This is a genomic window from Candidatus Pelagibacter sp. HIMB1782 (genome assembly GCF_052047475.1).
GTDB lineage: Bacteria > Pseudomonadota > Alphaproteobacteria > Pelagibacterales > Pelagibacteraceae > Pelagibacter.
This window is the reverse complement of the sequence record NZ_JBNAKE010000001.1, coordinates 714558-739151: the sequence shown is the minus strand read 5'-3', so window position 1 is coordinate 739151 and position 24594 is coordinate 714558. Positions and strand designations below refer to the sequence as shown.

Below are 24594 nucleotides of genomic sequence, written 5' to 3'. Positions count from 1 at the left end.
TTATACAGCTAGCTTATAAGCAAAATTTTTGCCTAAGTTTTCTTTAAGATCATTGTTAAATCTTGCTGCCTCAGCACCATCAATAATTCTATGATCATAAGACAAAGAAATCGGTAACATTGTTCTAGTTTGAAACTTTCCATTTATATAAATTTGTTTTTTCTCTGATCTTCCTACTCCTAAAATTGCTACTTCAGGATAATTTATTATTGGTGTAAAAAATGATCCACCTATTCCACCCAAACTAGTAATGGTCATCGAACCACCAAACAATTCTTTTTTGTCTATTTTTAAATTTCTACAAAGCTCGCTTACCTCTCTCAACTCTCTACTAATATGAGAAATTTTTTTATTATTAGCGTTTCTAATTTTTGGAACCATTAGTCCATTTGGAGTGTCAACAGCTATACCTACATGGTAATATTTTTTCATTGTCATTTTGCCGGTTTCAATTTCATCAATTGAGGAATTAAAACTTGGAAACTTTTGTAGCGAAGCAACTAAGGCTTTTACAATAAATGCTAAAGGAGTAATTTTAATTTTTTCTCCTGTATAAATATCAGTCAAAGAATTTCTGAAGCTTTCCATTTCTGTAATATCAGCCTCATCATGATTTGTAACATGAGGTATAGTGGTCCATGAATTTGTTAAATACTTTGATGATAATTTTTTTACTCTTGGTATATCTGTGATCTCTATTTCACCAAAATCTGAATGCTCAAATTCATTTTTAATTTTGTTTGATTTTTTTTCCTCAACAACTTCAACTTTATTGTTTGATCTTAACGCTACAAATTTTTTTATATCATCTTCAACTACTCTTCCATCTCTCTCGCTTCCTAAAACTTTATTTATATCTACACCGAGTTCTCTAGCAAATTTTCTAGCTTTTGGGCTTGCTGATGAAATGTTAGATACATTATTTAAAACTTTAGTTTCTTGTTGAACTTCAGGTTCTATTACTTCAATTTTTTTGAACTCTTTTTCTATTATTGGCTTTTGTTCAACTTTTTGATTTATCTGTGATGACTTTTCTAAAGTTAAAATTAAATCTCCTTCAGATACTTTATCTCCAACTTTTATATTTAAGTTAGAAATTTTACCTTCAAAACTAGATGGTATTTCTACGCTAGACTTATCACTTTCTATTGTAATTAAAGGGTCATTTTTTTTAATTGATTGGCCTTTTTTTACTAATACCTCAATAACCTCAACATCTTTAAAATCTCCTATATTTGGTACCTTAATTTCAATATCTGACATTATAATTTTGTAGGCATAGGTTTATCGCCATCTATTTTGTATTTTTTCATAGCATCTTTTGCATATTTTGAAGCTATCAATTGTTCTTTTGCTAAAATACTTAATCCATAAGCTACTAAATGTTCTTTATCTACCTCAAAGAATTTTCTTAAATTTTTTCTAGTATCACTTCTTCCAAAACCATCTGCACCTAGAGAATAAAAGCTCTTATTGTTTGTGTAAGGTCTTATTTGATCAGAGTTCATTCTCATATAATCAGATGCTGCCATAATTGGTCCTTCAGTACTTCCAAGACATTGCTCTACATATGATTTTTTAGGAGTTTTGTCGGGATTTAGAAGGTTATATCTTTCAACTTCCATGCCATCTTTTCTTAACTCATTAAAACTTGTAACACTCCATATTTCACTATCAATTTGATAGTCGTTTTGTAAAATTTCAGCTGCTGACATCATCTCTCTTAATATCGTTCCTGAGCCTAAAAGTTGAAGTTTCGTTTTTTTATATTTGTTAAATTCCTTTATCTTATACATCCCTTTAAGAATTCCCTCTTCACAATTTTTATCCTTAGGCATTTCAGGATGTGAATAATTTTCGTTCATTGTTGTAATATAATAAAAAACATTTTCTTTCTTCTCATGCATTCTTCTTAGACCCTCTCTAAAAATAGTTGCCAATTCATAGTGAAATGTAGGATCATAAGTTACACAATTAGGAATTGTTGATGCAATCAAATGACTATGTCCGTCTTGATGTTGTAATCCTTCACCTGCTAGTGTTGTTCTTCCGGCTGTTGCACCAACTAAAAAACCCCTAGCTTGGCTATCACCAGCAGCCCAAGCTAAATCTCCAATTCTTTGAAATCCAAACATAGAATAAAAAATATATATCGGTATCATTTCAATATCATGATTTGTGTAAGCAGTTGCAGCTGCTATCCAAGAAGACATCGCTCCTGCCTCATTAATTCCTTCTTCAAGTACCTGTCCACTTTTATCTTCTCTATAAGAACTTAGTTGTGCAGCATCTTCGGGCTCATATTTCTGTCCTTCATGAGCGTATATTCCAATTTTTTGAAAAAAACCTTCCATACCAAATGTTCTTGCTTCATCTGGGATAATTGGAACTAATCTAGGTGAAATATTTTTATCTCTTAACAAATTAGTTAACATTCTGACCAGCGCCATTGTGGTAGACATTTCTTTTTCACCAGTTGAAACTTTCATAAAATCAAAAATATCTTTTGATGGTGCTTTAATAGGTTTTGCAAAGGTTGATCTCTCTGGCAAATAACCTCCCAGTTTAAGCCTTCTTTCTTTTATGTATCTAATCTCTGGAGATTTTTCATCAGGCTTAAAGTATTCTATGTTTCTAACTTGTTCATCAGTTAGAGGAACGTCAAAACGATCTCTATAATACATAAGATCATCCACATCTAATTTTTTAGTTTGGTGAGTAGTGTTTACACTTTCACCTGTTTTTCCCATTCCATATCCCTTGATTGTTTTTGCAATAATAACTGTTGGACTTCCTTGGTTTTTAATTGCTTTATCATAAGCTGCGTATACCTTATGGGGGTCGTGTCCTCCTCGATTTAATCTCCAAATATCTTTATCTGACATAGATGAAACCATCTCCAAAGTATCTGGATTTTTTCCAAAAAACTTTTCTCGTACATATGCACCATCTCTTGCTTTCATGGCTTGGTATTCACCATCTACAGTTTCATTCATAATTTTTACTAATTGACCAGATTTGTCATTAGCTAATAATGAGTCCCAATATGAACCCCAAATAACTTTTATTACATTCCATCCAGCACCTCTGAAGCTACCTTCAAGTTCTTGTATAATTTTTCCATTTCCTCTTACAGGTCCATCAAGTCTTTGGAGATTGCAATTAATTACAAAAATTAAATTATCTAGTTTTTCTCTAGCTGCTAATCCAATTGCACCCATGGATTCTGGTTCATCCATTTCACCATCTCCTAAAAAAGCCCAGACCTTTCGTCCTTCATCTTTAATCAATCCTCTATTGATTAAATATTTCATGTATCTTGCTTGATAAATTGCAAGCATTGGTCCTAACCCCATTGAAACAGTCGGAAATTGCCAAAAATTTGGCATTAGCCAAGGGTGAGGGTATGAAGATAATCCTCCAGGTTTTACTTCCTGTCTAAAACTATCTAATTGTTTCTCAGTTAATCTACCCTCTAAAAATGCTCTAGCATACATTCCAGGTGCACTGTGTCCTTGGAAATATACTAGATCACCTCCAAATTTATTGTTTTTTGCTCTCCAAAAATGATTCATTCCAACATCATATAAAGTTGCAGCAGATGCAAAGGTTCCTATGTGTCCACCTAATTCTGGAAATTTTTTGTTAGCTCTTACTACCATTGCAGCTGCATTCCATCTGATCAGAGATCTTATTCTTCTCTCAATATTTTGATCTCCATTTGATTTTATTTCAGCCTCAGGAGGAATGGTATTTATATACGGAGTATTTTGGGTGTAAGGAATATTTGCTCCTTCACGATAGGCTTTGTTAATTAATTCCTTAATTAAAAAATGAGCTCTTTGATTTCCATCTTTTGAAATTACTGCAGATAAAGACTCTAGCCAATCTTGAGTTTCTAAAGGATCTGTATCTAATCCATTTGTAACTTGAATTATAGATTGTTTTTTTTCTTTAGCTGGCTCTGGAACATTCATCGGCTCCTCTTTATTTACAGCCATTGCTTCCTCAGCTTGTTTAATAATATTTTCTGTATCTTTAGGAAGATTGCTCTCTGGAAGACTTTTGGTTGAATTGCTTAAACTTAAAAGTAAATCACCTTTTGAAACTTTATCACCTACTTTGACATTAACGGTATCAATTTTTCCTGAAATAGTTGATGGGATTTCAACACTAGATTTATCACTTTCAATTGTAACTACTGGATCATTTTCCTTGATTGTATCTCCTGGCTTTACAAGTAATTCTATCACTTCAACATTCTCAAAATCACCGATGTCAGGAACAAGTAGTTTTTCGCTCATTATTTAAAAGGCTTATACACTCAAATAAAATATATTTTTATGTTATTTTATCACATTAATTAATCTTTTTATGCAAAGCTGTGTTTTAATTGAACAAAATTTGTTAATAAAACCTCAAAATACAGTATCTTTAATAAAATTAATTTTGGACCGCTGGCCAAATTGGATAAGGCGCTCGGCTACGAACCGGGAGATTCCAGATTCGAGTTCTGGGCGGTCCACCAAAAAAGGATAAAAATGATTGATTGGCTTTTAAAAGCATCTTTACAAAAATCAGTAATTTACTTTTTTATAATTATCGCATTGTTATTATTGCTATTAACAATTGTATTGTAAATTTTATGAGTAATGAATTTGAACAAATAAGTTTAACCCCAGGGTTCATGAAACATAATGGAGGTGTTTTGTTTAGAAACATTTCTGAAACTGAATATGAATTTAAATCTACTATAAATGAAAATCACTTAAATGCTGCAGGAATAACTCATGGAGGCTATCTATCAGCATTAATAGATGCTGGTGCTGGAACCGCAGCTCACAGATCTGCTGGTAATGCTCCATGTGTAACTATTTCGTTAGATATTAAATTTATTGGTGCCTCAAAAGTTGGTGATGAAATTATTGGGCACACAAAAATATTAAAAAAAACAAATACATTAATATTTTTATTTTGTGAGCTAAAATGTAACAATAAAATTATAACATCAGCAACTGGAGTTTGGAAAATTTTAAAAGTTAAACCTTCAAACTTAGGTCCAGGTGGTTAATTCATTCCTTTCTTCTGATATTAAAATATCCACAAATAACTAATAAAATTAAAGCAATTGGATAAACTATATTTTTCGACGGTCTGTCAGAATTTTCAATTTTGAATTCACTGATATAGTCTCCCATTTCAAAACCATTTTTTTTTGCTTCTCCATTCCATTTTAAATTATCAACTATTATTTTTTCATCCTGCTCTAATAAAGTAATCCCATAATCCTCTAGAGTAAAATGATCCTCAAATGTATTTTTTGATATTACAAAAAGTTTATATCTTTCTCCATATAAACTAGGTCTTGTTATTTTAATTTGAATTTCTTTTTCTGAATCTAATTTTAATGAATTTATTTTACTAATTTCTTCATAATTATATTTTGGATAAAATTTATTTAAAACAAAATCTGGAGACAACAAAGAAATAGAAATAATTAAAAAAATAATAATCTCATACCATTTAAGCTTATTTATAAACCAACCTTGAGTTGCTGATGTAAAAACTAAAATTCCAATTAGTGAAGTTATAATAACAATAAGCCCATGCCAGATATTCTCAATATCAATCAGTAAAAGTTCATGATTAAACAAAAAGACTATTGGTAATATTCCTGTTCTTAAACTATACCAGAAGGCTTGAACTCCAGTTCTTAATGGATCTCCTCCAGATATTCCCGCAGCTGCATAAGAAGCTAAACCTACTGGCGGCGTTACATCTGCCATCAATCCAAAATAAAAAACAAATAAATGGACTGCAATCAATGGAAAAATAAATCCAGATGCATTACCAACATCAACTAAAACAGTTGCCATCAAAGATGCAACTACAACATAATTTGCAGTGGTTGGTAAACCCATTCCTAATAATAAACACAAAATTATAGTTAAAAATAATAGTATTGTGACATTATCTTTAGCAATTGATTCTATGACAATAATTAAGTTTGTACTTAAGCCTGTTGAGCCAACTGCACCTACTATGATACCAGCTGTAGCAATTGCAATACCAACTGCAACCATATTTAATGCTCCTTTTTCAAAACCAACGATTGTTTGATTAAACCATTCTTTAAAAGAGTCTTTAGAATAATTATTTTTAATTATTAAGTTGATCAGATTGACTAAAATTAAAGTAATTGTTGCATAAAAAATTGAATACGAGGCAGTAAACCTTAAATAAACAAGAGTATAAATTAAAACAAAAATAGGAATTAAAAAGTGAATTCCAGATAAAAATGTTTTTTTCAAATTAGGAACGTCAGCATCCTCCATCCCTTTAAGATTTAATTTTAAAGCTTCTAGGTGAGATATATAAAATAGAGCAATATAAGAAATAATTGCAGGTAAAAAAGCATGTTTAACTATTTCAAAATAAGTAACTCCAATAAAACTTGCCATTACAAATGCTGCGGCACCCATCACTGGCGGCATTATTTGTCCGTTTACAGATGATGAAACCTCAATTGCACCTGCCTTTTCTTTAGAGAAACCTGTTTTTTTCATTATTGGAATAGTAAATGTCCCAGTAGTTACGGTATTAGCAATTGATGATCCTGAGATTAAGCCAGTCATTCCTGAACCTAGAATTGCGGCTTTGGCTGGTCCACCTCTCATTTTACCAACCATCGCAAAGGCTAAATCTAAAAAATATTTACCACCACCTGCCGTTTCAAGTAAGGCACCAAATAAAACGAACAGAAAAATAAAATCTACAGAAACACCAATAGGGATTCCAAATATTGCCTCTTGATCCAACCATTGAAATCCTACTAATCTATTTAAAGACAAGCCTCCATGAGAAATTATCTCTGGTGCATACCTACCAAAATATGAAAATAATAAAAAACAAGTTGCAATAATTACCAAAGGTAATCCAATTGCTCTTCTTGTGGCTTCTAAAAGAATTAAAATACCACATCCTCCTAAAATTAATTCTACTGGAAAATTAAATTTATCAGTAATTTTCAAACTTAAAAGGACACCACCCCTTTCTACTAATTGATCGTAAAAAAAATAAATATAGAGACAAGAAAAAGCACCCACAAAACTTATAATAATATCAAAAAATGAAATTTTTTTTCCTTTTGCTACTGGGTAGATTAAAAATGCTAAAGTTAATGCAAATCCTAAATGTATTGCTCTCGCAGGCAAACCTTTGAACATTCCAATATTCAACATAAATGGAAATGGTGATGCGTACCAAAGTTGAAATAAGGACCAAATGATAGCTATGGCTGAAACTACCTTTAAATGAAATCCAGTAATGTTTCTAGTTGGTGATAAATCCTCGCTTATTTTATTTTTTATATTGGCGCTAATTGAATCGCTCATAAGAAATATTCATACCATAAAAAAAAGGCCCGGTAAAAATTACCAGGCCTTTTAAAAAGTAAAAAACTTAGATTACATTAATCCAGCTTCTTTATAATATTTAATTGCACCAGGATGTAGTGGAGCAGATAAACCATCTTTAATCATGTTTTTCTTTTCCAAAAATCCAAATGCTGGATGTTGTTTTTTGAAATCATCAAAGTTTTCAAAAACTGCTTTTGTAACTAAGTACACTAATTCTTCAGAAACATCTGCCGAAGTTACCACAGTTGCTTTAACACCAAATGTAGTAGCATCTTTTTTCTGTTTTGTATAAGTGCCTTTAGGAATTACAGCCTGCGCATAGTAATCAGCACCATCAATTAAGCCTTGAACTTCTGGTCCAGTCAAATTGATTGGAGATGCTTTAGCGGCACAAGTTGCTGCTTGTTCCATTGCACCATTTGGAAATCCAACCGAATAACCAAATGCATCAATTTTACCATCACATAAAGCTTTCACTTGCTCTGAAGAAGTTAACTCTGTCGTTGATTTAAAGAAACTATTATCAACACCCATAGCTTTCATTAGCTCTTCCATAGTTCCTCTCTGACCAGAACCAGGGTTACCAATGTTTACTACTTTACCTTCTAAGTCTGCAAAATCTTTAATTCTTGCTTTTTTTCTAGCCCAAATTTGAAAAGGTTCGTTGTGAACTGAAAAAACAGCTCTCAAATCACTAAACTGTTTTCCTTCCCATTTGCTTGAACCATTCACTGCGTGATATTGCCAGTCAGATTGAGCTACACCAAATTGAAATTCTCCAGCTGCTATTTGTCCAATATTATAATTTGAACCACCTGTCGATGGAGCAGTACATCTATAAGCTTTAGCTGTACCCTTGCTTCTTCCATGCTCAGCACTAATTGCTGATTTGTGAAGCATTTTACATATAGCGTTACCTGTTTGGAAATATACTCCAGTAGGTCCGCCTGTTCCTATCGTAAAGAACTCAGCTGATTTAGCAACTGTAGTTAAGGACAGTGATGCAAATAAAATCAGTAAAGCACTTGATAGAGATGTGATTATTTTTTTCATTATTCTTCCTTCTCTATAATTGTATGTCGTTATTTTTTATAAATAAACTTTACCAAAAAATTATAACAGATGTATAGGTTGATTTTAAAGATTTTCTGACCATTTTTTTAAATTATTAACACCTTCTACAACCTTTGGTGCCAACTTTTCAATTATATCAAAATCAATAGACTGATTATCTCCAATACTGCTCATAAATTTTTCTCCATCAAAATCAGTAAAGCTTAATCTTGCTAGCATTTTACTCTCATTAAATCCAAAATCTGATCCAGGTAATAATGCAACACCTGTTTCTTTTAAAATATTTCCACACATTTCTGATGAAGTTTTAAATTTAGAATTTAAAAATTCAGGCATTAAATAGAAACCTCCTTGAGGTTCATTGATTAAAATTTTGTTAGATTTTAAATTTTGATAAACATAATTGCCGACAGCCTTTAAAATATTTTTAGATTTATTAATGTATTTACTATGATTGTTTTCATATGCTTTTATCGCAGCATATTGGATAGGCGCACTTACTGATGAAAAGGTTTCACTGGCTAAAACATTAATCATATTTTTTATGTCATTTAAGCTCTCTGGAACAATAAAATATCCCAATCTCCAACCACCAGCTCCACACCATTTACTTAGGCCGGTACTGATAATTGTTTTTTCAGGACAAAAATTTGAAATAGACTTATAATTTTTTGTAAAAGTCAGTTCTGAATATATCTCATCAGATAAAATTATAAGATTATGTTTATTTGCAACATTAGAAATCTCTTCTAAATTTTCACAAACTTGTCCTGAAGGATTATTGGGGGAATTTAAAAATAATAAATAATTTTTATTTTTATCTTTTAATATTACTTCCTCTATTTCTTGAGCTGTAGGGAACCAATTATTTTCTCTTTTTGTTTGTAAAATTTGAATTTTGTTTCTTCCTAATATTGCTTGTGGCGCGTAAGAAACCCAACTAGGTGCTGGCAATATAATTTCACCATAGAATATTACATGAAGTAAAAACATCAACTCTTTAGAGCCTGGTCCTATGATGACATTTTCAGAATTATATTCATAATTTTTTTTCTTTGATGTGTATTTTGCAACAGACTGTCTTAGTTCTGAAAGACCTTGCATGGGCAAATATTTGTTTTGATACGCATTATTTTTAAGCTCCTCTACTACGTCTTTTGGAACTTTAAAGGGTGATTGTCCAAAACCAAATTTAAATATTTTTTTTCCTTCATCTTCAAGTTTTTTTGAAGCTTCATTAATTGCTAGCGTAGAAGATGGTTTTAAATCTTTAACTATATTTTTTAACATTTAATAACTTAATTGTTTCAAATTTTGATATTGTTTTAAAACTTCTGGGTTTGCTAAAGCTTCTTTATTTTTAACAACACTTCCTTCTATAGTGCTTTTAACTGCAAGCTCAACAATTTTACCACTTTTAGTTCTTGGAATATCTTTTACAACAATTACTTTACTAGGGACATGTCTTGGTGATGCATTTATTCTTATTTTAGTTTTTATTCTATTAAGTAAAGAATCATTAAGTATGTATTCATTACTCATTACAACGAAAAGAATTATTCTTATATCATTATCCCAAGATTGACCAACTACTAGTGCTTCTTTAATTTCTTTAAACTTTTCAACCTCAGAATATATTTCAGCAGTACCAAGTCTTACACCTCCTGGATTAAGGGTAGTGTCAGATCTTCCATGTATAATAAAACCATCGGTATTTCTTCTTTCAGCATAATCTCCATGATGCCAGGTATTTTTATATCTATTGAAGTAAGCTTTTTTAAATTTTATGTCATTTTTATCATTCCAAAATTTAATAGGCATTGATGGAAATGGATTTTTACAAACTAGTTCACCTTTAGAATTTTTTAAAGATTTACCGCTATCATTAAAGACATCAACATCTAAACCTAAGCCAGAATTTTGTATTTCACCAATATTTACTGGCTGATATATATTTCCTAAAACAAAACATGATACAATATCTGTTCCGCCCGAAATAGATGAGAGATGAACTTTTTTTTTAATATTTTTGTAAACATATTTAAAACCTTCACTTGATAAAGGAGAACCTGTTGAACATATTGTTTTTAATTTTTGAAGTTTATATTTAAATTTAAGATTAGGTTCTAATTTTCTTAGAGCATCAATATATTTAGCACTAATTCCAAACAGAGTAATTTTTTCTCTTTGTGCTATTTTTAAAAGTAAATCACTTGATTTATACATTGGAGAACCATCAAAAAGTACTATTGATGCCTTTGAAGCTAACGAGCTTACTAACCAATTCCACATCATCCAACCACAAGTGGTAAAATAAAACACGTTATCATTTTCTTTTATATCGCAATGTAATTGGTGTTCTTTCTTATGTTGAAGAAGAACTCCACCAGTTCTGTGGCAAATACATTTTGGTTTTCCAGTTGTTCCACTTGAATATAAAATAGTCAACTCGCTTTCGAAATCATACTTTTTAAAATTTATTTTTTCAGATTGATTTTGAATAATCTCTCGCCATTTAATTAAATTTATTTTCTTATATTTACTTTTATTAGTGACATATTTTTTTCCAGGATAATTAACAATCACAACATTTTTAATTGATGGAATAGATTTTAAAATTTCAGATAATCTCTCTAATACATTAATTTTTTTCTCGTTGTAAAAATACTGGTCTGTAATGAACAAAACTTTTGGATTAATTTGAGAAAATCTTTCAACAACACCTTTAATACCGAAGTCAGGACTGCATGATGACCAAATGCTTCCTATAGTACTCGCTGCTATAAACGCCTCAACTGTCTCGATAGTATTAGGCATATAAGCTGCAACTCTGTCTCCTTTTTTAATTTTAATTTCCTTTAAAAACTTTACAATTTTGCCTGTACTTAAATTTAATTCTCTCCAAGATTTTTCTTCTCTAAAGCCATTTTCACTTATAAAAGTGATTGCCTTATCATCATTATTTTTTGATAATAAATTCTCACCAAAATTTAACTTACTACCTGGTAAGAATAAATTTTTATAAAATATTTTGGATTTTTTAATTTTTTTTTTACTTTTCAATCCTTTAATTTCTGAAAATTCCCAAAAATAATTCCAAAACTCAGCAGAATTTTTAACAGTCCAATTTAAAAAAGTTTTGTAATTTAAATTAAATTTTTTTTTGATTTTATTTGAAATAAATTTCTCAAAAGCATAAAGATTTGAATTTTTTTTCTCTTTTAAAGATGCTTCCCAAAGTTTATTGGTCATTTTTATTTTATTAAATTACTATTATAGAATTAATCTCAATTATGATATTCTCATTAATATTAATATAAAAATGAGAACTTTTTACCCTCCGATTCGGTCATGTTTTAGTCTATTTTTGTTCTTTAGCACTAACAATATCTGGTAGGTAAAAAAAATTATACACCAAAGATAGAAATGCCTAAAAATAAAATTACAGCTGTTCTTGGTCCAACAAACACAGGTAAAACTCATCTTGCAATTGACACAATGCTATCTTTTGACAGCGGAATGATTGGGTTCCCATTAAGATTATTAGCAAGAGAGGTTTACGATAAAGTAATAAAAAAAATTAGTATAGACAAAGTTGCTTTAATTACTGGTGAAGAAAAAATAATTCCTACAAACGCAAAATATTATTTATGCACAGTCGAATCAATGCCTATTGAAAAACATTTAGAATTTGTGGGCATAGATGAAATCCAAATGTGTGCAGATCATGAAAGAGGTCACATATTCACAGATAGATTATTAAATTTAAGAGGTGAAAAACTTACGATGCTAATGGGTTCTAGTACTATTAAAAACATCATATCTAAATTAAACGAGGATTTAGAATTTATTAATAGAGATAGATTGTCAAAACTCACTTATGCCGGACATAAAAAGATATCAAGGATAAATAGAAAAACTGCAATTATAGCTTTTTCAGCGGAGGAAGTTTATGCAATAGCAGAATTAATAAGAAGACAAAAGGGTGGGGCAGCTATAGTGATGGGTTCATTAAGTCCTAAAACAAGAAATGCTCAAGTAGAACTTTACCAATCTGGAGATGTCGATTTTTTAGTTGCCACTGACGCTATTGGAATGGGAATAAATATGGATCTAGATTATGTATATTTTTCAAATCTTAAAAAATTTGATGGAAAAAAATTAAGAAAATTAAATTTATCTGAAATAGGTCAAATAGCGGGAAGAGCTGGAAGATATTTAAATGATGGTGGTTTTGGAATAACTGGTGATTGTAAAGAAATTTCACCTGAAGAAGTGGAATTAATTGAAGGACATAAATTTGAAGAAATAAGAACTTTATTCTGGAGAAATTCTGATCTTAATTTCAATAACCCAAATTCACTGATTAAAAGTCTTGAAGAAAGACCCCAGATGGAATGGTTAAGAAAAGTTCACGAATGTGAGGATGAAAGAGCGCTAAAATATTTTATAAAAGATGAAAAAAATAATCTAGAATTTAACGAAAGAACTCTCAAATTATTATGGGAATGTTGTCAGATACCTGATTTTGTTAAAAAAACCTACGGCAATCATTATGAAGTGATCAGAAATGTTTTTAAATTTTTAAACAGTGAAAAAGGTCTAATTTCAGAAGATTACATGAGATTACAGCTCATGAAACTTGATAAATTAGAGGGAAATGTAGATTCTTTATCAAATAGAATTGCAAATGTAAGAACTTGGTCTTATGTTTCAAATAAAAATAATTGGGTAGAAAATCAAAATTATTGGATAGAAAAAACAAAACATTTAGAAGATAGACTTTCTGATAGACTTCATGAAGAACTTACCAAGACTTTTATCGACAAAAGAGCAAGTATACTTGCAAGAGGTTTAAAACAAGACATGGAATTCAAAACTGAAATATTACAGAACAATGACGTTAAAATAGATGATCAGTTTATTGGTAAAATCAAAGGTTTGAAATTAGAATTAGATTTAAAAAAAGGCTCTCTTGAAACTGATATCAAATCATTAAAAAAAGCTGCTAGACAATCAATTGGACCTGAGTTTGATAAAAGAATTCAATCAATTATAGATACGGGATTAATAGATTTAAAAGAGGATTTTAAAATATATTGGAATGAATTTCCAATTGCTAGACTGTTACCAGGAAATGATTATTTAAGTCCTAATTTTACTTTAGTTGTTGATGACATTATTGAACAAAATCCAAAACAAAAACTAAATGATTTTATTCAAAAATGGCTAAACTCTAAAATTAGTGATGTCTTGAAAAGTTTAATAGATTTAAAAAACATTAAAGAAGATAAGTCTTCAATTAAGGCTTTGGCTTATCAGCTTTATGAAAATAATGGTGTTTTAAAAAGAGAACAAGTTTCTGATTATTTAAAAAATCTTGAACAAATAGACAGAAAAGTACTTAGAGAATTGGGTGTAAAATTTGGAAGATACCATGTATTCCTTTATCAGCTTATAAAACCAGATGCTGTATCTTTAAGAACCTTATTGTGGAAAAATTTTCATCAAAAATTCTATAATTTAAAACCACCAACTTTTGGATTAAATTTTTTAGAAGATAAAGATTCTAAAAATAAAAATTTTATGCTTCTCTGTGGATTTGAAAAATTTGATAATCTTTTTGTAAGAATAGATATTCTTGAAAGACTCTTTGTACAAATTATTAATGCTACTTCAAAAGAAAATAATGAAATAAAAATGATACCTGAAATGTTAAATCTTTTAGGGTGCAGCAAAGAGAACTTTAAAAAATTATTACAAAAAATGGGTTATAAAACTTATGAGAAAGAACAAGACATGTTTTTTAAATATAATCCTGTTAAAAAATTCAAAAAGATACAGAACAAAAAAGTTTCAAATGAAAATCCATTTAAAGTTCTTAAAAATCTCAAGTTAGGTTAATTTTATGTTTTTTAGAAAGACAGATAAAAAAGAAGAGAATAATTTTATAGTAAAAGTTTGTGCTTTATTAATCCATACTGCAAAAATAGATGAAAATTATACTGACAAAGAAGAGGAAATAATTAAAAAAACACTTCTAGAGTTGGGCCTTGAAAGTGAAAAAATCACAAAAACTATACAAGATGCAAAAATTATTGAGGAAAATTCAAACCAAATTTTAGACTTCACAAGAGAAATTAAAAATTTACCTGAAAAAGATAAAATTAAAATAGTGGAAGCTCTTTGGTCAATTATTTATTCTAATGAAGATGCGGATATGTATGAAACAAATCTTATGAGAAGATTAGCGGGACTTTTATACATTGACAGTAAAACTATGGGGGATATTAAGCATAGATTAAAAGAGGAAAGTAAAGAGTGACTTATATTGTAAACGACAATTGTATTAAGTGTAAGCTTACTGATTGTGTAGACGTTTGTCCGGTTGATTGTTTTTATGAAGGTAAAAATATGCTTGTAATTAAACCGGATGAGTGTATAGATTGTGGCGTTTGTGAGCCAGAGTGCCCCGTTGATGCTATAAAAGCAGATACAGAACCTGGAAGCGAAAAATGGTTAGAGATCAATAAAAAATATTCAGAAATCTGGCCAAACATAAGTGAGAAAAAAGATCCCCCAGCGGATCACGAAAAATTTAAAAATGAGCAAAATAAGTACGAAAAGTATTTTAAAGAAAATCTTTAAAGGTAAATCAGATAAAGAAATGACAAAAAAAGTTAAAAAGAAAAAAGTAACTAAAGTTAAAAAAGTTGTAAAAACTAGAACTAAAAAAGTCAAAAAAGTAGTAGTAAAAAGAGCTAAAAAAGTATTAAAGAAAATTCCAAATAAATCTCCTAAAATAAAAAAAGTTTCAAAAACTACTGAAACGCAAGATGAAACGAAAGTTGATAATTTAAGAATATCAAAAACTAATGAGGTTAAACCTGAGATAAAAAAAGTTAAAAAACAAGAAACTGAAAAAAGAGAATTTAAAATTAAAGATTATGTTGTTTATCCAAAACATGGCGTTGGTCAAATTACAGAATTTAAAAAAATAAATATCGGTGGTATTGATGTTGAAACATACGTTATCAAATTTGAAAAAGATAAAGCTAATGGTATGGTACCCGTTAACAAACAGTCTCACCTAAGGCCTTTAGCAACAATTAATCAAGTAAACAAATGTATTTCTATATTAAAAAGTAAACCAAAAATCAAAAGATCAATGTGGAGTAGAAGAGCACAAGAATATGAGGCAAAAATTTCATCAGGTAAAATTTATGAATTAGCTGAAGTTGTAAGAGATCTAAACAAAGGTGATGATCTTATGGTTGATCAATCTTATAGTGAAAGACAACTTTTTGAAAAAGCTTATGAAAGAATGCAATCAGAATTTCAGATAATTTTAAATTTATCACCAGAAGATACTCAAAAAAAATTAGATAAAGCATTAAAGAGAAATGTTGGTGGACAAACACAAGCTATTAGCGCCACTCCTAAAACTCCAACTGCTGATTTACCTGTCGAAGAACCTATTTCTGAAACTGACGAACCTTTAGACGAATAAAAAAAAACGCCTCTCACACAAAAAGTTATGAGAAGCGTTTTTTGTAAAGAATACTAAGTTATTACTTTCTTCTTTTCTTAGCCTTTTTAGCTTTTTTCTTAGCTTTTTTCTTAGCTTTTTTCTTAGTTTTCTTTGCCGCTTTTTTTCTTTTCTTAGGCATCTTTAGCTCCCTTTTTAGTTTAACGAATCAAATTGATTCGCTGTTAACTTATTTTTATTTTTTTATACAACTTATGTCAAATCATTAATTAAAAGCGAATTTTAAAAAAAATATTTTTTATTTTTTATTTTTTGTAAAAAATTTTTTTATTAATTTAGTTAATGTTTATGCGGTAAATAAACTCTTAATTTAAAGAAATTTAATAAAGTTTTTCTATTTCACTTTTATACTTTTCAATAATTTTATATCTTTTTAACTTTAAGGTTGGTGTCATTAATCCATTTTCAATTGTAAATTGATCTTTAATTACAAAAAACTTTTTAATTTTTTCTATCTTAGATAAGTTTTTATTTATTGTTTCTATTTCTTTTGAAATGTTTTCATCTGACACATTACTATCATTATTATTTAAAACTAAAATAGCTATTAAATATGGTTTGTTATCTCCATAAACTAATGCTTGCTCTACATATTCAATTTTCAGTAAGTCATTTTCAATTTTTACAGGTGAAATATTGTCACCACCTGGTGTAATTAAAATATCTTTTTTTCTATCAGTAATTTTTAAGTATCCATTTTCAAAATGTCCTATATCTCCAGTGTATAACCAGCCATCCTTTAAAACTTTTTCAGTCTCTTCCCTTTTATTCCAATAACCTAACATAACGTTTTCACCTTTAACCAGAATTTCACCATCATCAGCAATTTTCACCTCATTTCCACTAAAAGCAGGACCTACTGTATCTATCCTTATATCTTTTATTGGGTTACAACTTACAACTGGAGAAGTTTCAGTTAACCCATACCCTTGCAAAGTCGGTAAACCTATCGAATTTAAAAAAACACCCACTTCTTTATCTAGCGCACCTCCTCCAGAAATGAATGCTTTTAAAGAACCTCCAAACTGAGCTTTTATTTTTTTTCTAACTATTTTTTCACAGATTGTATTTTGCACTTTTTCAAAAAAAGTAAGTTTTTGATTTGTTAGTACTTTTTCTCCTAGATATAGCATTTTGTTTATTAGAGATTTTTTAAAGCCAGTAGCTTTATTAAAAGTTGAATTAATTTTTTGATACAGATTCTGATAAAATCTTGGAACAGCTGTCATAATATCTGGACTACACTCCCCCATGTTTTTAATTAGCTTATCTATACTTTCTGCGTAGTAAACTTCGGCACCTATTGCTATTTGGACAAACTGAACGGTGTGTTCATAAGAATGAGATAATGGTAACCAAGTTAGGAATTTAGGTTTGTAAGATATTATCTCTTTTAAAAGTGAAATAGAACCTTCACAATTATTTAAAATCCCCCCATGACTAAGCATTACTCCCTTGGGGTTACCTTGAGTTCCTGATGTATAAATAATACAAGCTACATCTTTTCTTGAAATTTCTAATTTTAAAAAATCGATCTCTTCACAGTCGTTCCTCAAAAAAATGTCTTTAACGCATATAGTATCAGATTGACTGTCAATTTGATCAAAGGTGATAACCTTTTTTATAAATGGCTTTATAGAAATTATATTTTTAATTTTATTATATTGAACTTGATCTGAGACAATTATTACTGATGGATTACAATCATCAATTAAATATTCATAATCTCTTTCGGTATAAGTGGTATAGGCTGGCACGGTAATTCCACCTGCTAACATTATCGCTAAATCAGATATCATCCATTCAGGTCTATTTTCTGAAATTAATAAACATCTATCTTTTTTTTGAATTAAAGATTTAAGCTCATTGCTTAATTTTATAATATTCAAATAAGTATCTCTCCAAGAAAATTTATCGTTTGGATTTTTTAAGGATTTTAGAAAAATTTGATCTGCTTTTTCTTTTGTATACTGATTATAAAATAATTCTAAAAGATTATTATAGTTTTTTATATTCATAAACTTTGGTGGGCGAAGAGAGAATCGAACTCTCACTTCTTGCGAAACACGATTTTGAGTCGTGCGCGTCTACCAGTTCCGCCATTCGCCCGTTATATTCAATTATAATTAAATAGTATAAGAACTAAAATTATATTAAAACTAAAAAATGTTCCAAAGTCTTTATAAATATTGTTTAAATTTAGCTGCTCACAAAAGTTCAAAATTATACTTAGGAATTGTTTCCTTCACTGAAAGTTCATTTTTTCCTATACCTCCAGATGTAATGATTATTCCTATGGTGATTGCTAAAAAAAAAGAATATTTTAAAATATTTTTAATCGCATCTATATTTTCAGTTTTAGGTGGAGTTTTTGGATATTTACTAGGTTATTTGTTTTATGATTTAGCTATTCATGTAATTGAATTTTATGGTTATGAAAATAAAGTAGAAAATTTGAAGACAAGTTTGTCTCAGGGATCAGGTTTTTTTGCCTGGCTAAGTATTCTTTTTCTAGCAGGATTTACTCCTCTTCCCTATAAAGCATTCACTATTGCTAGCGGTGTTGTTGGTTTTAGTTTACCTGTATTTATTGTTGTAAGTTTAATCTCGAGAAGCCTTAGATTTTTTATTGTTGCTTATTTATCTTATAAATTTGGTGACTTATTTACCGAATTCATGGAGAAGCATGGTTCAAAATGGTTCACTATAATTGGAATTTTAATAGTTATAGTATTAGGAATTATATTTTTAATTTTTAAATTTAATGCTTAATAACAAATCATTGTTTCTTAACCTAATTTTATTAGTCAGTTTCGTTGCTTTAATGTCAGCGTTCTTTATTGAATATATTTTGGGTCATCAACCATGCAATCTTTGTATCTTAGAGAGAATTCCATATGTAATTGCAATAGTAATTATACTCTTGAATTATAAATTTTATCAGTTTGAAAAAATATTTTTGGTTTTATTGGTAATAGTTTTTTTAGCAGCTACTATCTTATCAGTTTATCATTTTGGTATTGAACAAGGATTTATCGAAGAGTCTTTAGTTTGTGACCTAAAAAATGGCTCTGAGGCAACTTCCAAAGAAGAAATTTTAAAACAATTGCAAGAACAAAAAGTGAGCTGCAAAGATGTAACATTTAAAATTTTTGGATTATCACTTACAACGTATAATATTGTAATTTCTATTCTAATTACAATCAATGCATTAAAAATTTATTTAAACTATGCCAAAAGTAAGTAAAAAAAAAATTGAAGAATTTATAAGGGTAGATCATGCTGGTGAGCGTGGAGCAGTTAAAATATATGAAGGTCAATTATTAGCTTTAAATACATTTGTCAAAGATGAAAATTTGAAAAAAATCATAGAAGATATGAAAATTCATGAAAAAGAACATAGTGAATTTTTTGAAAATGAAATTAAAAAAAGAAACATTGCTCCTACAAAACTTTTACCACTGTGGGATTTACTAGGTGTTGGTTTAGGATTTGGTTCTACTTTATTAGGGAAAAAGGCAGCCATGCTATGCACAGCATCTGTAGAGGAAGTAATTGATGAACACTACTTAAATCAAATTAATCAATTAGATGAAGATGAAAAATTTCTCAAAAACAAAATTACAAAATTTAGAGAAGATGAGCTTAACCATAAAGATATCGCTTATGAAAAGGGAGCAACTAAAAAGGGACCTTACAGTATTTTAGATAAAATAATTAAAACTGGTTCTAAAATTGCAATTAATATTTCTGAAAAAATTTAAGTTTCTAATTCAACATCCCAATATAAATAATCCATCCAACTTTTGTGTAAAAAGTTAGGAGGAAAGTTCTTACCATTTTTATGTAAATCTTCTGTTGAAGGTCTGAATGGATATTGATTTAATTTCATTCCTGAATGTTTTAATAATTTTCCACCTTTTTTTACATTACAAGCTGAACAAGCTGTAACAACATTGTCCCAATTTGTTTCTCCACCTTTAGATCTTGGAAGCAAATGATCAAAAGTAAGTTCCTCATTACTTCCACAATATTGACAAGAGAATTTATCTCTTAAAAAAACGTTAAATCTAGTAAAACTTGGTTTCGTTTGAGGAACAATATAGTCTTTTAAAGCTATAACACTTGGTAGCTTCATATTAAATGAAGGGCTTCTGATAGTTCTATCGTAATGACTTACAATTATAACTCTATCAAGAAAAACTGATTTCACAGTGTCTTGCCATGACCATAATGATAGTGGGTAATAGCTTAGGGGTCTGTAATCAGCATTAAGAACTAATGCAGGACATTTTTCTAATGATACATCTTGTTCAATAAAGTTGTTCACATTAAAACATTAACTTAGTTTAGCATCATAATCAATATGATCAGATGTTAAATTTTTTTTAAAATATAATTTAATGCTGTACTTGATGCCTCGATAGGAATGTGATGGTCGCAATTTTTTATTAATAACGTTTCAACAGGAATATTATTTCGAATTAAAAAATCTTTAGCTTCAAGTAAATGTGTTGATGGAACAATTTGGTCGACATCACCATGTATTAGTAATGTATCTGTGCTATTTTTGATTCTATCTTTCAAATTAATTTGATCTATTATTTTCCCTGAAAATCCTACGACACATAAAAATTTTTCATTTGAGGTAAGACCAACATTCAAAGACATCATGCAGCCCTGGCTAAAGCCTGATAAACAAATTTGTTGATTTGATAAGTTGTATTCAATTTTAACTTCCTCAATAAATTTTTTAATAACATTTTCAGCTTTAATTGACTCTTCAAGAATATAAGATTGATCTTCTTTGGTTAAATCAAACCATTGATATCCTGATGGATTAATTGCACACTTTTCATGTCCATTAGGACAAATAAAAATAGTGTTTGGCAGATGTCTTTTCCAATTTAAAGTTAACATACTTATGTCTTTTCCATCTCCACCATACCCATGAAGTAAAATTATCGCATTCTTAATTTCTGTTCCTTCTTCTGGTTTGATGATGATTGAATTAAGGCAAAATGTCATAGATGATTTATTATGTTTTTTATTTTTAAAAACACACTACAATAATAATATGTTTTCTGGAATATTAGTTAAAATTTTATCTATAGCTCTTTTAATAGCTGTTGGAATAGTTTTGGTTTTGGGTATTGGAACTTTATTTAAAGGTGGAGAAACAAGTAAAAAATATTCAAATAAACTAATGCAGCTTAGAGTACTGCTGCAATTTGTGGCCATACTTGTTTTGGTAGCTTTCGCATATTTTTTTAAAAACTAATTATATCTCTCAATCCACTTTAAAAAATCTTTGTCATTAAAGTCTATGTCACCAAGAACCCTGGCAAATTCCTTGCCTTCTTTATTTATAAATATTGATGTTGGAACTCCTCTTAGAGAAAAAGTTTTAGCTAAAGTTACTTCTGGATCAAAAAAAGGTTCCAAATTTTTTAAATTTAATTTTACAAAAAATTCTTCAACTTTATTCAGTTTTTCTTTCCCAATATTAATAGGAAAAACTTTTAAATTATTAAGTGATGAATTTGCTTGCATATTGTCTAATGAAGGCATCTCTTCTTTGCACGGAGGACACCAAGTAGCCCAAAAATTTAAAACTAACAATTTTCCTTTGAAATCATTAATTTTAATTTTTTCATTTTTCTTATTTAAAAAAAATACATTTTCATACGTTTTTGGAACTTTATGAATAACAATATTTTTAATGTTTGGTAAATCACTGGCTTCTACAGTTGTAATTAAAAAAATAAATAATGCTAAAATTCTCATATTAATTAGGTATAACTAAATATCATGGCAAAAAATAAAAACAACCAAGCAATATGGAACACGCGAATACAAAAAGAGGCATCAAACCTATTTCAAAAAGTTGGTAATTCTATTGATATAGATAAGAGACTTTACAAAGAAGATATACAAGGATCCATTGCACACGTTGAAATGCTTTTTAGACAAAAGATAATTTCCTTTAAAATAAAAAATAAAATTATTTATGGTCTAAATAAAATTTATAAAGAAATAACTTACAAAAAATTTGAATTTAATAAAAAATATGAAGACATTCATATGAATATAGAGAAAAGATTATTTCAAATAATTGGTGATGAAGCTGGATACATTCATACAGCTAGATCAAGAAATGATCAGGTAATAACTGATTTTAAAATTTGGATTAAAACTGCAACAAAAGATATTAATAATAATATAGATAAAGTAATCAAAAGCACAATTAATCTGGCTGAAAAAAATATAGAGACTATCATGCCAGGTTTTACTCATCTTAAAAATGCTCAAGCTATATCATTTGGCCATTACTTAATGGCTTATGTGGAAATGTTTACTAGAGATAAAAAAAGATTTTTAAACAATTTAAATAGTTTAGATGAAAGTCCATTAGGTGTAGCAGCTCTATCAGGCACTTCGTTTAATATAGATAGAAATTTTACATCTAAAAAACTTGGATTTAAAAGACCAACTAATAATTCAATAGATACAGTTTCGGATAGAGACTTTGTGCTAGATTTTCTTTACGCTATTTCAGTATGTTCAATGCATATTTCTAGAATTGCAGAGGAATTAATTATATGGAATTCAGATGGATTTAACTTAATCAACTTATCAGATAAAGTTGTTACAGGCTCTTCGATTATGCCTCAAAAAAAGAATCCTGATCTCTTAGAATATCTAAGAGGAAAAACTGGTACTTCTTACGGAAATTTTTTTTCTATGTTAACGATACTAAAAGGCTTGCCACTATCCTACTTTAAAGATTTACAGGATGATAAGGAATTGGTTTTTAATTCCAATGATACTTTAATAAATTGCTTAAAAATATTTGATGAAGTTTTAAAAAATTGCAGTGCAAATAAAAAGAAAATGCTTGAACTTGCAAATAAGGGTCATATTACAGCAACAGATCTAGCTGATTATTTAGTTAGAGAACACAATATGTCATTTAGAAAGGCATATCAAAAAACAGCTGCTATTGTTAACATGGCTGAAAAAAGAAAGAAAAATTTAAACGAATTAAGTTTAAATGAACTTAAAAAAATTGAGCCAAAATTGACAGAAAAGGTTTTAGAAATTTTCGATTTAAAAAACTCTATAAATTCAAAAAAATCATTTGGGGGAACTTCTTTTGAAAATATAAAAAAAATGATAACTAAATATAAGAAATTAAAATGATAAAAAAAATCACATTTACGTTAGTTATGTTGCTGCTGTTATTTTCATGTGGCAAGAAAGGTGACCCTGTATACCAAGAAGACAAAAAACAAGTTTATTTAAATCTATTCTCTAAAAATAGAGTGTAATGAAATACATAAATAAAAAATTATCTATTGATAAAGTTAACTTTTTAAAAATTGCAAAAAGATATGGTACACCAACATATTGCTATTCTTACTCAAGGTTAAAAGAAAATATTTTAAATTTTAAAAAAAATTTTAAATCAATATCACCATTGATATGTTTCGCAGTTAAATCAAATACCAATGTAAATTTAATAAATGAGATATCAAAATTTGGTTTTGGAGCTGATGTAGTATCTGTTGGTGAAATGATGATGGCTCTTAAAGCAGGTATTAGTCCAAAAAAAATTGTCTTTTCAGGAGTTGGCAAAACTACAAATGAAATAAGTTACGCAATAGATAAAAAAATTTTACTAATAAACGCAGAGTCTAAAAGTGAAGTAGTAGAAATAAATAGAGTGGCTAGACAAAAAAATAAAATTGTAAAAATTGGTTTAAGATTAAATCCTAATACTGATGCAAAAACATTAAGCCAAATTTCGACTGGTAAAAAAGAGAATAAGTTTGGTGTAAATGAAAAAACATTTTATGAAATAATTGAATATTGCAAAAGTTCACAAAATATAGATCTTAATTGCCTAAGTGTTCATATTGGAAGCCAAATTTTAGATCATAAGCCTTATGAAAAGATGCTTAAAGTAGTCGATAATATTTTAAAGAAAACATCTCATACATTTGAATACATCGATTTAGGTGGTGGTATGGGAATTTCTTATGCAGATAAAAATAAAAAACTTAATTATAAAAAATATAATTTAGCTATTAAAAAATTTTTAAAAAATAAAAAATGTAAAATTATATTTGAACCAGGAAGATCTATAATAGGAAATTCTGGAACATTGATTACAAAAGTAATTTATATAAAAGACAGTGAAAGTAAAAAATTCATTATATTAGATGCAGCAATGAATGATTTAATGAGACCAGCATTATATGGTGCAATTCACAAAACTTTACCTGTTATTAAATCTGGAAAAGTTTCCAAAAAAACTTATGAATTTGTAGGACCTATATGTGAAACTACAGACAAGTTTGTAACTATTAAAAACTTTCAGGAACTTCAAGAAAAAGACTATGTTGCAATATGTGATGTTGGTGCCTACGGAATGTCACTAAGTTCGAATTATAACTTAAGAACAAAACCATTAGAAATATTAATTAAAAACAACAAAATAAAAATAATTAGAAAAAGACAAAAGCATAAAGATTTAATTTAGCTTTTGAG

At 28.8% G+C, this 24594-nt stretch carries 22 protein-coding genes and 2 tRNA genes; 13 read left to right on the top strand and 11 right to left on the bottom strand.

Translation table 11 applies throughout. The features are described 5' to 3' along the window. Both ACTTAO_RS03885 and aceE read right to left on the bottom strand, forming a co-directional pair. A complete protein-coding gene (locus tag ACTTAO_RS03885) occupies window positions 1-1263 on the bottom strand; it encodes a 2-oxo acid dehydrogenase subunit E2 (protein WP_440690962.1) in 1263 nt (420 codons plus the stop codon). Then, window positions 1263-4304, bottom strand: a complete 3042-nt coding sequence (aceE, locus tag ACTTAO_RS03880; RefSeq protein ID WP_440690961.1) for a pyruvate dehydrogenase (acetyl-transferring), homodimeric type — start codon at window positions 4302-4304, stop codon at window positions 1263-1265. Before aceE ends, ACTTAO_RS03885 begins: the two co-directional genes overlap by 1 nt. Window positions 4305-4451: 147 nt before the next feature. Here aceE and ACTTAO_RS03875 point away from each other — a divergent pair. Both ACTTAO_RS03875 and ACTTAO_RS03870 read left to right on the top strand, forming a co-directional pair. Further along, window positions 4452-4528, top strand: a tRNA-Arg gene (locus tag ACTTAO_RS03875). A 117-nt stretch (window positions 4529-4645) separates the two neighbouring features. Further along, entirely contained in the window at window positions 4646-5071 is a 426-nt protein-coding gene (locus tag ACTTAO_RS03870) for a PaaI family thioesterase (protein WP_440619311.1), read from the top strand. Between the two features lies 1 nt (window position 5072). Here the strand turns inward: ACTTAO_RS03870 and ACTTAO_RS03865 are convergent, their stop codons facing one another. The 4 genes from ACTTAO_RS03865 to ACTTAO_RS03850 form a co-directional block, all read right to left on the bottom strand. Next, window positions 5073-7394, bottom strand: a complete 2322-nt coding sequence (locus tag ACTTAO_RS03865) for a TRAP transporter permease (RefSeq protein ID WP_440690960.1) — start codon at window positions 7392-7394, stop codon at window positions 5073-5075. Between the two features lie 72 nt (window positions 7395-7466). Further along, window positions 7467-8471 (bottom strand): TAXI family TRAP transporter solute-binding subunit, encoded by a 1005-nt coding sequence (locus ACTTAO_RS03860; protein WP_440690959.1) that lies wholly within the window; start codon window positions 8469-8471, stop codon window positions 7467-7469. Between the two features lie 84 nt (window positions 8472-8555). Beyond that, a complete protein-coding gene (locus ACTTAO_RS03855) occupies window positions 8556-9782 on the bottom strand; it encodes a pyridoxal phosphate-dependent aminotransferase (RefSeq protein ID WP_440690958.1) in 1227 nt (408 codons plus the stop codon). Next, window positions 9783-11744: an acetoacetate--CoA ligase gene (locus ACTTAO_RS03850; RefSeq protein ID WP_440690957.1), complete on the bottom strand. Its 1962-nt coding sequence runs from the start codon at window positions 11742-11744 to the stop codon at window positions 9783-9785. A gap of 174 nt (window positions 11745-11918) precedes the next feature. On the opposite strand from ACTTAO_RS03850, the gene ACTTAO_RS03845 reads away from it, so the two are divergent. Genes ACTTAO_RS03845 through ACTTAO_RS03830 form a run of 4 tightly spaced genes read left to right on the top strand, consistent with a single transcriptional unit; the run spans window position 11919 to window position 16002 of the window. Next, entirely contained in the window at window positions 11919-14396 is a 2478-nt protein-coding gene (locus ACTTAO_RS03845) for a helicase-related protein (RefSeq protein WP_440690956.1), read from the top strand. 4 nt (window positions 14397-14400) lie between these two features. Continuing rightward, window positions 14401-14817, top strand: a complete 417-nt coding sequence (locus ACTTAO_RS03840) for a TerB family tellurite resistance protein (RefSeq protein ID WP_440690955.1) — start codon at window positions 14401-14403, stop codon at window positions 14815-14817. After that, window positions 14814-15140, top strand: a complete 327-nt coding sequence (fdxA, locus tag ACTTAO_RS03835; protein WP_075484280.1) for a ferredoxin FdxA — start codon at window positions 14814-14816, stop codon at window positions 15138-15140. Before ACTTAO_RS03840 ends, fdxA begins: the two co-directional genes overlap by 4 nt. Next, window positions 15097-16002, top strand: coding sequence for a CarD family transcriptional regulator (locus tag ACTTAO_RS03830; RefSeq protein ID WP_440690954.1), 906 nt, complete (start codon window positions 15097-15099; stop codon window positions 16000-16002). Before fdxA ends, ACTTAO_RS03830 begins: the two co-directional genes overlap by 44 nt. A 359-nt stretch (window positions 16003-16361) precedes the next feature. Here ACTTAO_RS03830 and ACTTAO_RS03825 read toward each other — a convergent pair whose 3' ends face one another. Together ACTTAO_RS03825 and ACTTAO_RS03820 are read right to left on the bottom strand one after the other, a co-directional pair. Further along, on the bottom strand, window positions 16362-18059 hold the full coding sequence (locus ACTTAO_RS03825; protein ID WP_440690953.1) for an AMP-dependent synthetase/ligase: 1698 nt from the start codon (window positions 18057-18059) through the stop codon (window positions 16362-16364). Window positions 18060-18065: 6 nt separating this feature from the next. Continuing rightward, a tRNA-Leu gene (locus tag ACTTAO_RS03820) sits at window positions 18066-18150 on the bottom strand. A 57-nt stretch (window positions 18151-18207) separates the two neighbouring features. Between ACTTAO_RS03820 and ACTTAO_RS03815 the strand changes: the two genes are divergently transcribed. From ACTTAO_RS03815 to ACTTAO_RS03805, 3 genes are read left to right on the top strand one after another with little or no spacing between them, the layout of a single operon-like run. Continuing rightward, a complete protein-coding gene (locus tag ACTTAO_RS03815) occupies window positions 18208-18813 on the top strand; it encodes a YqaA family protein (RefSeq protein ID WP_262590097.1) in 606 nt (201 codons plus the stop codon). Next, on the top strand, window positions 18806-19288 hold the full coding sequence (locus ACTTAO_RS03810) for a disulfide bond formation protein B (protein WP_440671974.1): 483 nt from the start codon (window positions 18806-18808) through the stop codon (window positions 19286-19288). Before ACTTAO_RS03815 ends, ACTTAO_RS03810 begins: the two co-directional genes overlap by 8 nt. Next, complete coding sequence (locus ACTTAO_RS03805; RefSeq protein WP_262590095.1) at window positions 19272-19805, top strand: demethoxyubiquinone hydroxylase family protein; 534 nt, start codon at window positions 19272-19274, stop codon at window positions 19803-19805. Before ACTTAO_RS03810 ends, ACTTAO_RS03805 begins: the two co-directional genes overlap by 17 nt. Here the strand turns inward: ACTTAO_RS03805 and ACTTAO_RS03800 are convergent. Together ACTTAO_RS03800 and ACTTAO_RS03795 are read right to left on the bottom strand one after the other, a co-directional pair. Then, a complete protein-coding gene (locus ACTTAO_RS03800) occupies window positions 19802-20371 on the bottom strand; it encodes an HNH endonuclease (RefSeq protein WP_262590094.1) in 570 nt (189 codons plus the stop codon). The two genes, ACTTAO_RS03805 and ACTTAO_RS03800, sit on opposite strands and share 4 nt — an antisense overlap. A 47-nt stretch (window positions 20372-20418) precedes the next feature. Continuing rightward, on the bottom strand, window positions 20419-21069 hold the full coding sequence (locus ACTTAO_RS03795; RefSeq protein WP_440655733.1) for an alpha/beta hydrolase: 651 nt from the start codon (window positions 21067-21069) through the stop codon (window positions 20419-20421). A gap of 49 nt (window positions 21070-21118) precedes the next feature. Here ACTTAO_RS03795 and ACTTAO_RS03790 point away from each other — a divergent pair, with 49 nt between their 5' ends. Beyond that, window positions 21119-21322: a twin transmembrane helix small protein gene (locus ACTTAO_RS03790; protein WP_262590092.1), complete on the top strand. Its 204-nt coding sequence runs from the start codon at window positions 21119-21121 to the stop codon at window positions 21320-21322. Here ACTTAO_RS03790 and ACTTAO_RS03785 read toward each other — a convergent pair. Continuing rightward, a complete protein-coding gene (locus tag ACTTAO_RS03785) occupies window positions 21319-21828 on the bottom strand; it encodes a TlpA family protein disulfide reductase (RefSeq protein ID WP_440690952.1) in 510 nt (169 codons plus the stop codon). The genes ACTTAO_RS03790 and ACTTAO_RS03785 overlap by 4 nt on opposite strands. Before the next feature lie 24 nt (window positions 21829-21852). Between ACTTAO_RS03785 and argH the strand changes: the two genes are divergently transcribed. From argH to lysA, 3 genes are read left to right on the top strand one after another with little or no spacing between them, the layout of a single operon-like run. Further along, the gene (gene argH, locus ACTTAO_RS03780) at window positions 21853-23244 is read left to right on the top strand and encodes an argininosuccinate lyase (RefSeq protein WP_440671972.1); all 1392 of its coding nucleotides are present in this window, start codon (window positions 21853-21855) and stop codon (window positions 23242-23244) included. Then, window positions 23241-23372, top strand: coding sequence for a hypothetical protein (locus ACTTAO_RS03775; RefSeq protein WP_440690951.1), 132 nt, complete (start codon window positions 23241-23243; stop codon window positions 23370-23372). The genes argH and ACTTAO_RS03775 overlap by 4 nt, the downstream gene beginning before the upstream one ends. Beyond that, window positions 23372-24586, top strand: a complete 1215-nt coding sequence (gene lysA, locus ACTTAO_RS03770; protein ID WP_440648221.1) for a diaminopimelate decarboxylase — start codon at window positions 23372-23374, stop codon at window positions 24584-24586. Before ACTTAO_RS03775 ends, lysA begins: the two co-directional genes overlap by 1 nt. The last annotated feature ends 8 nt before the right edge of the window (window positions 24587-24594 follow it).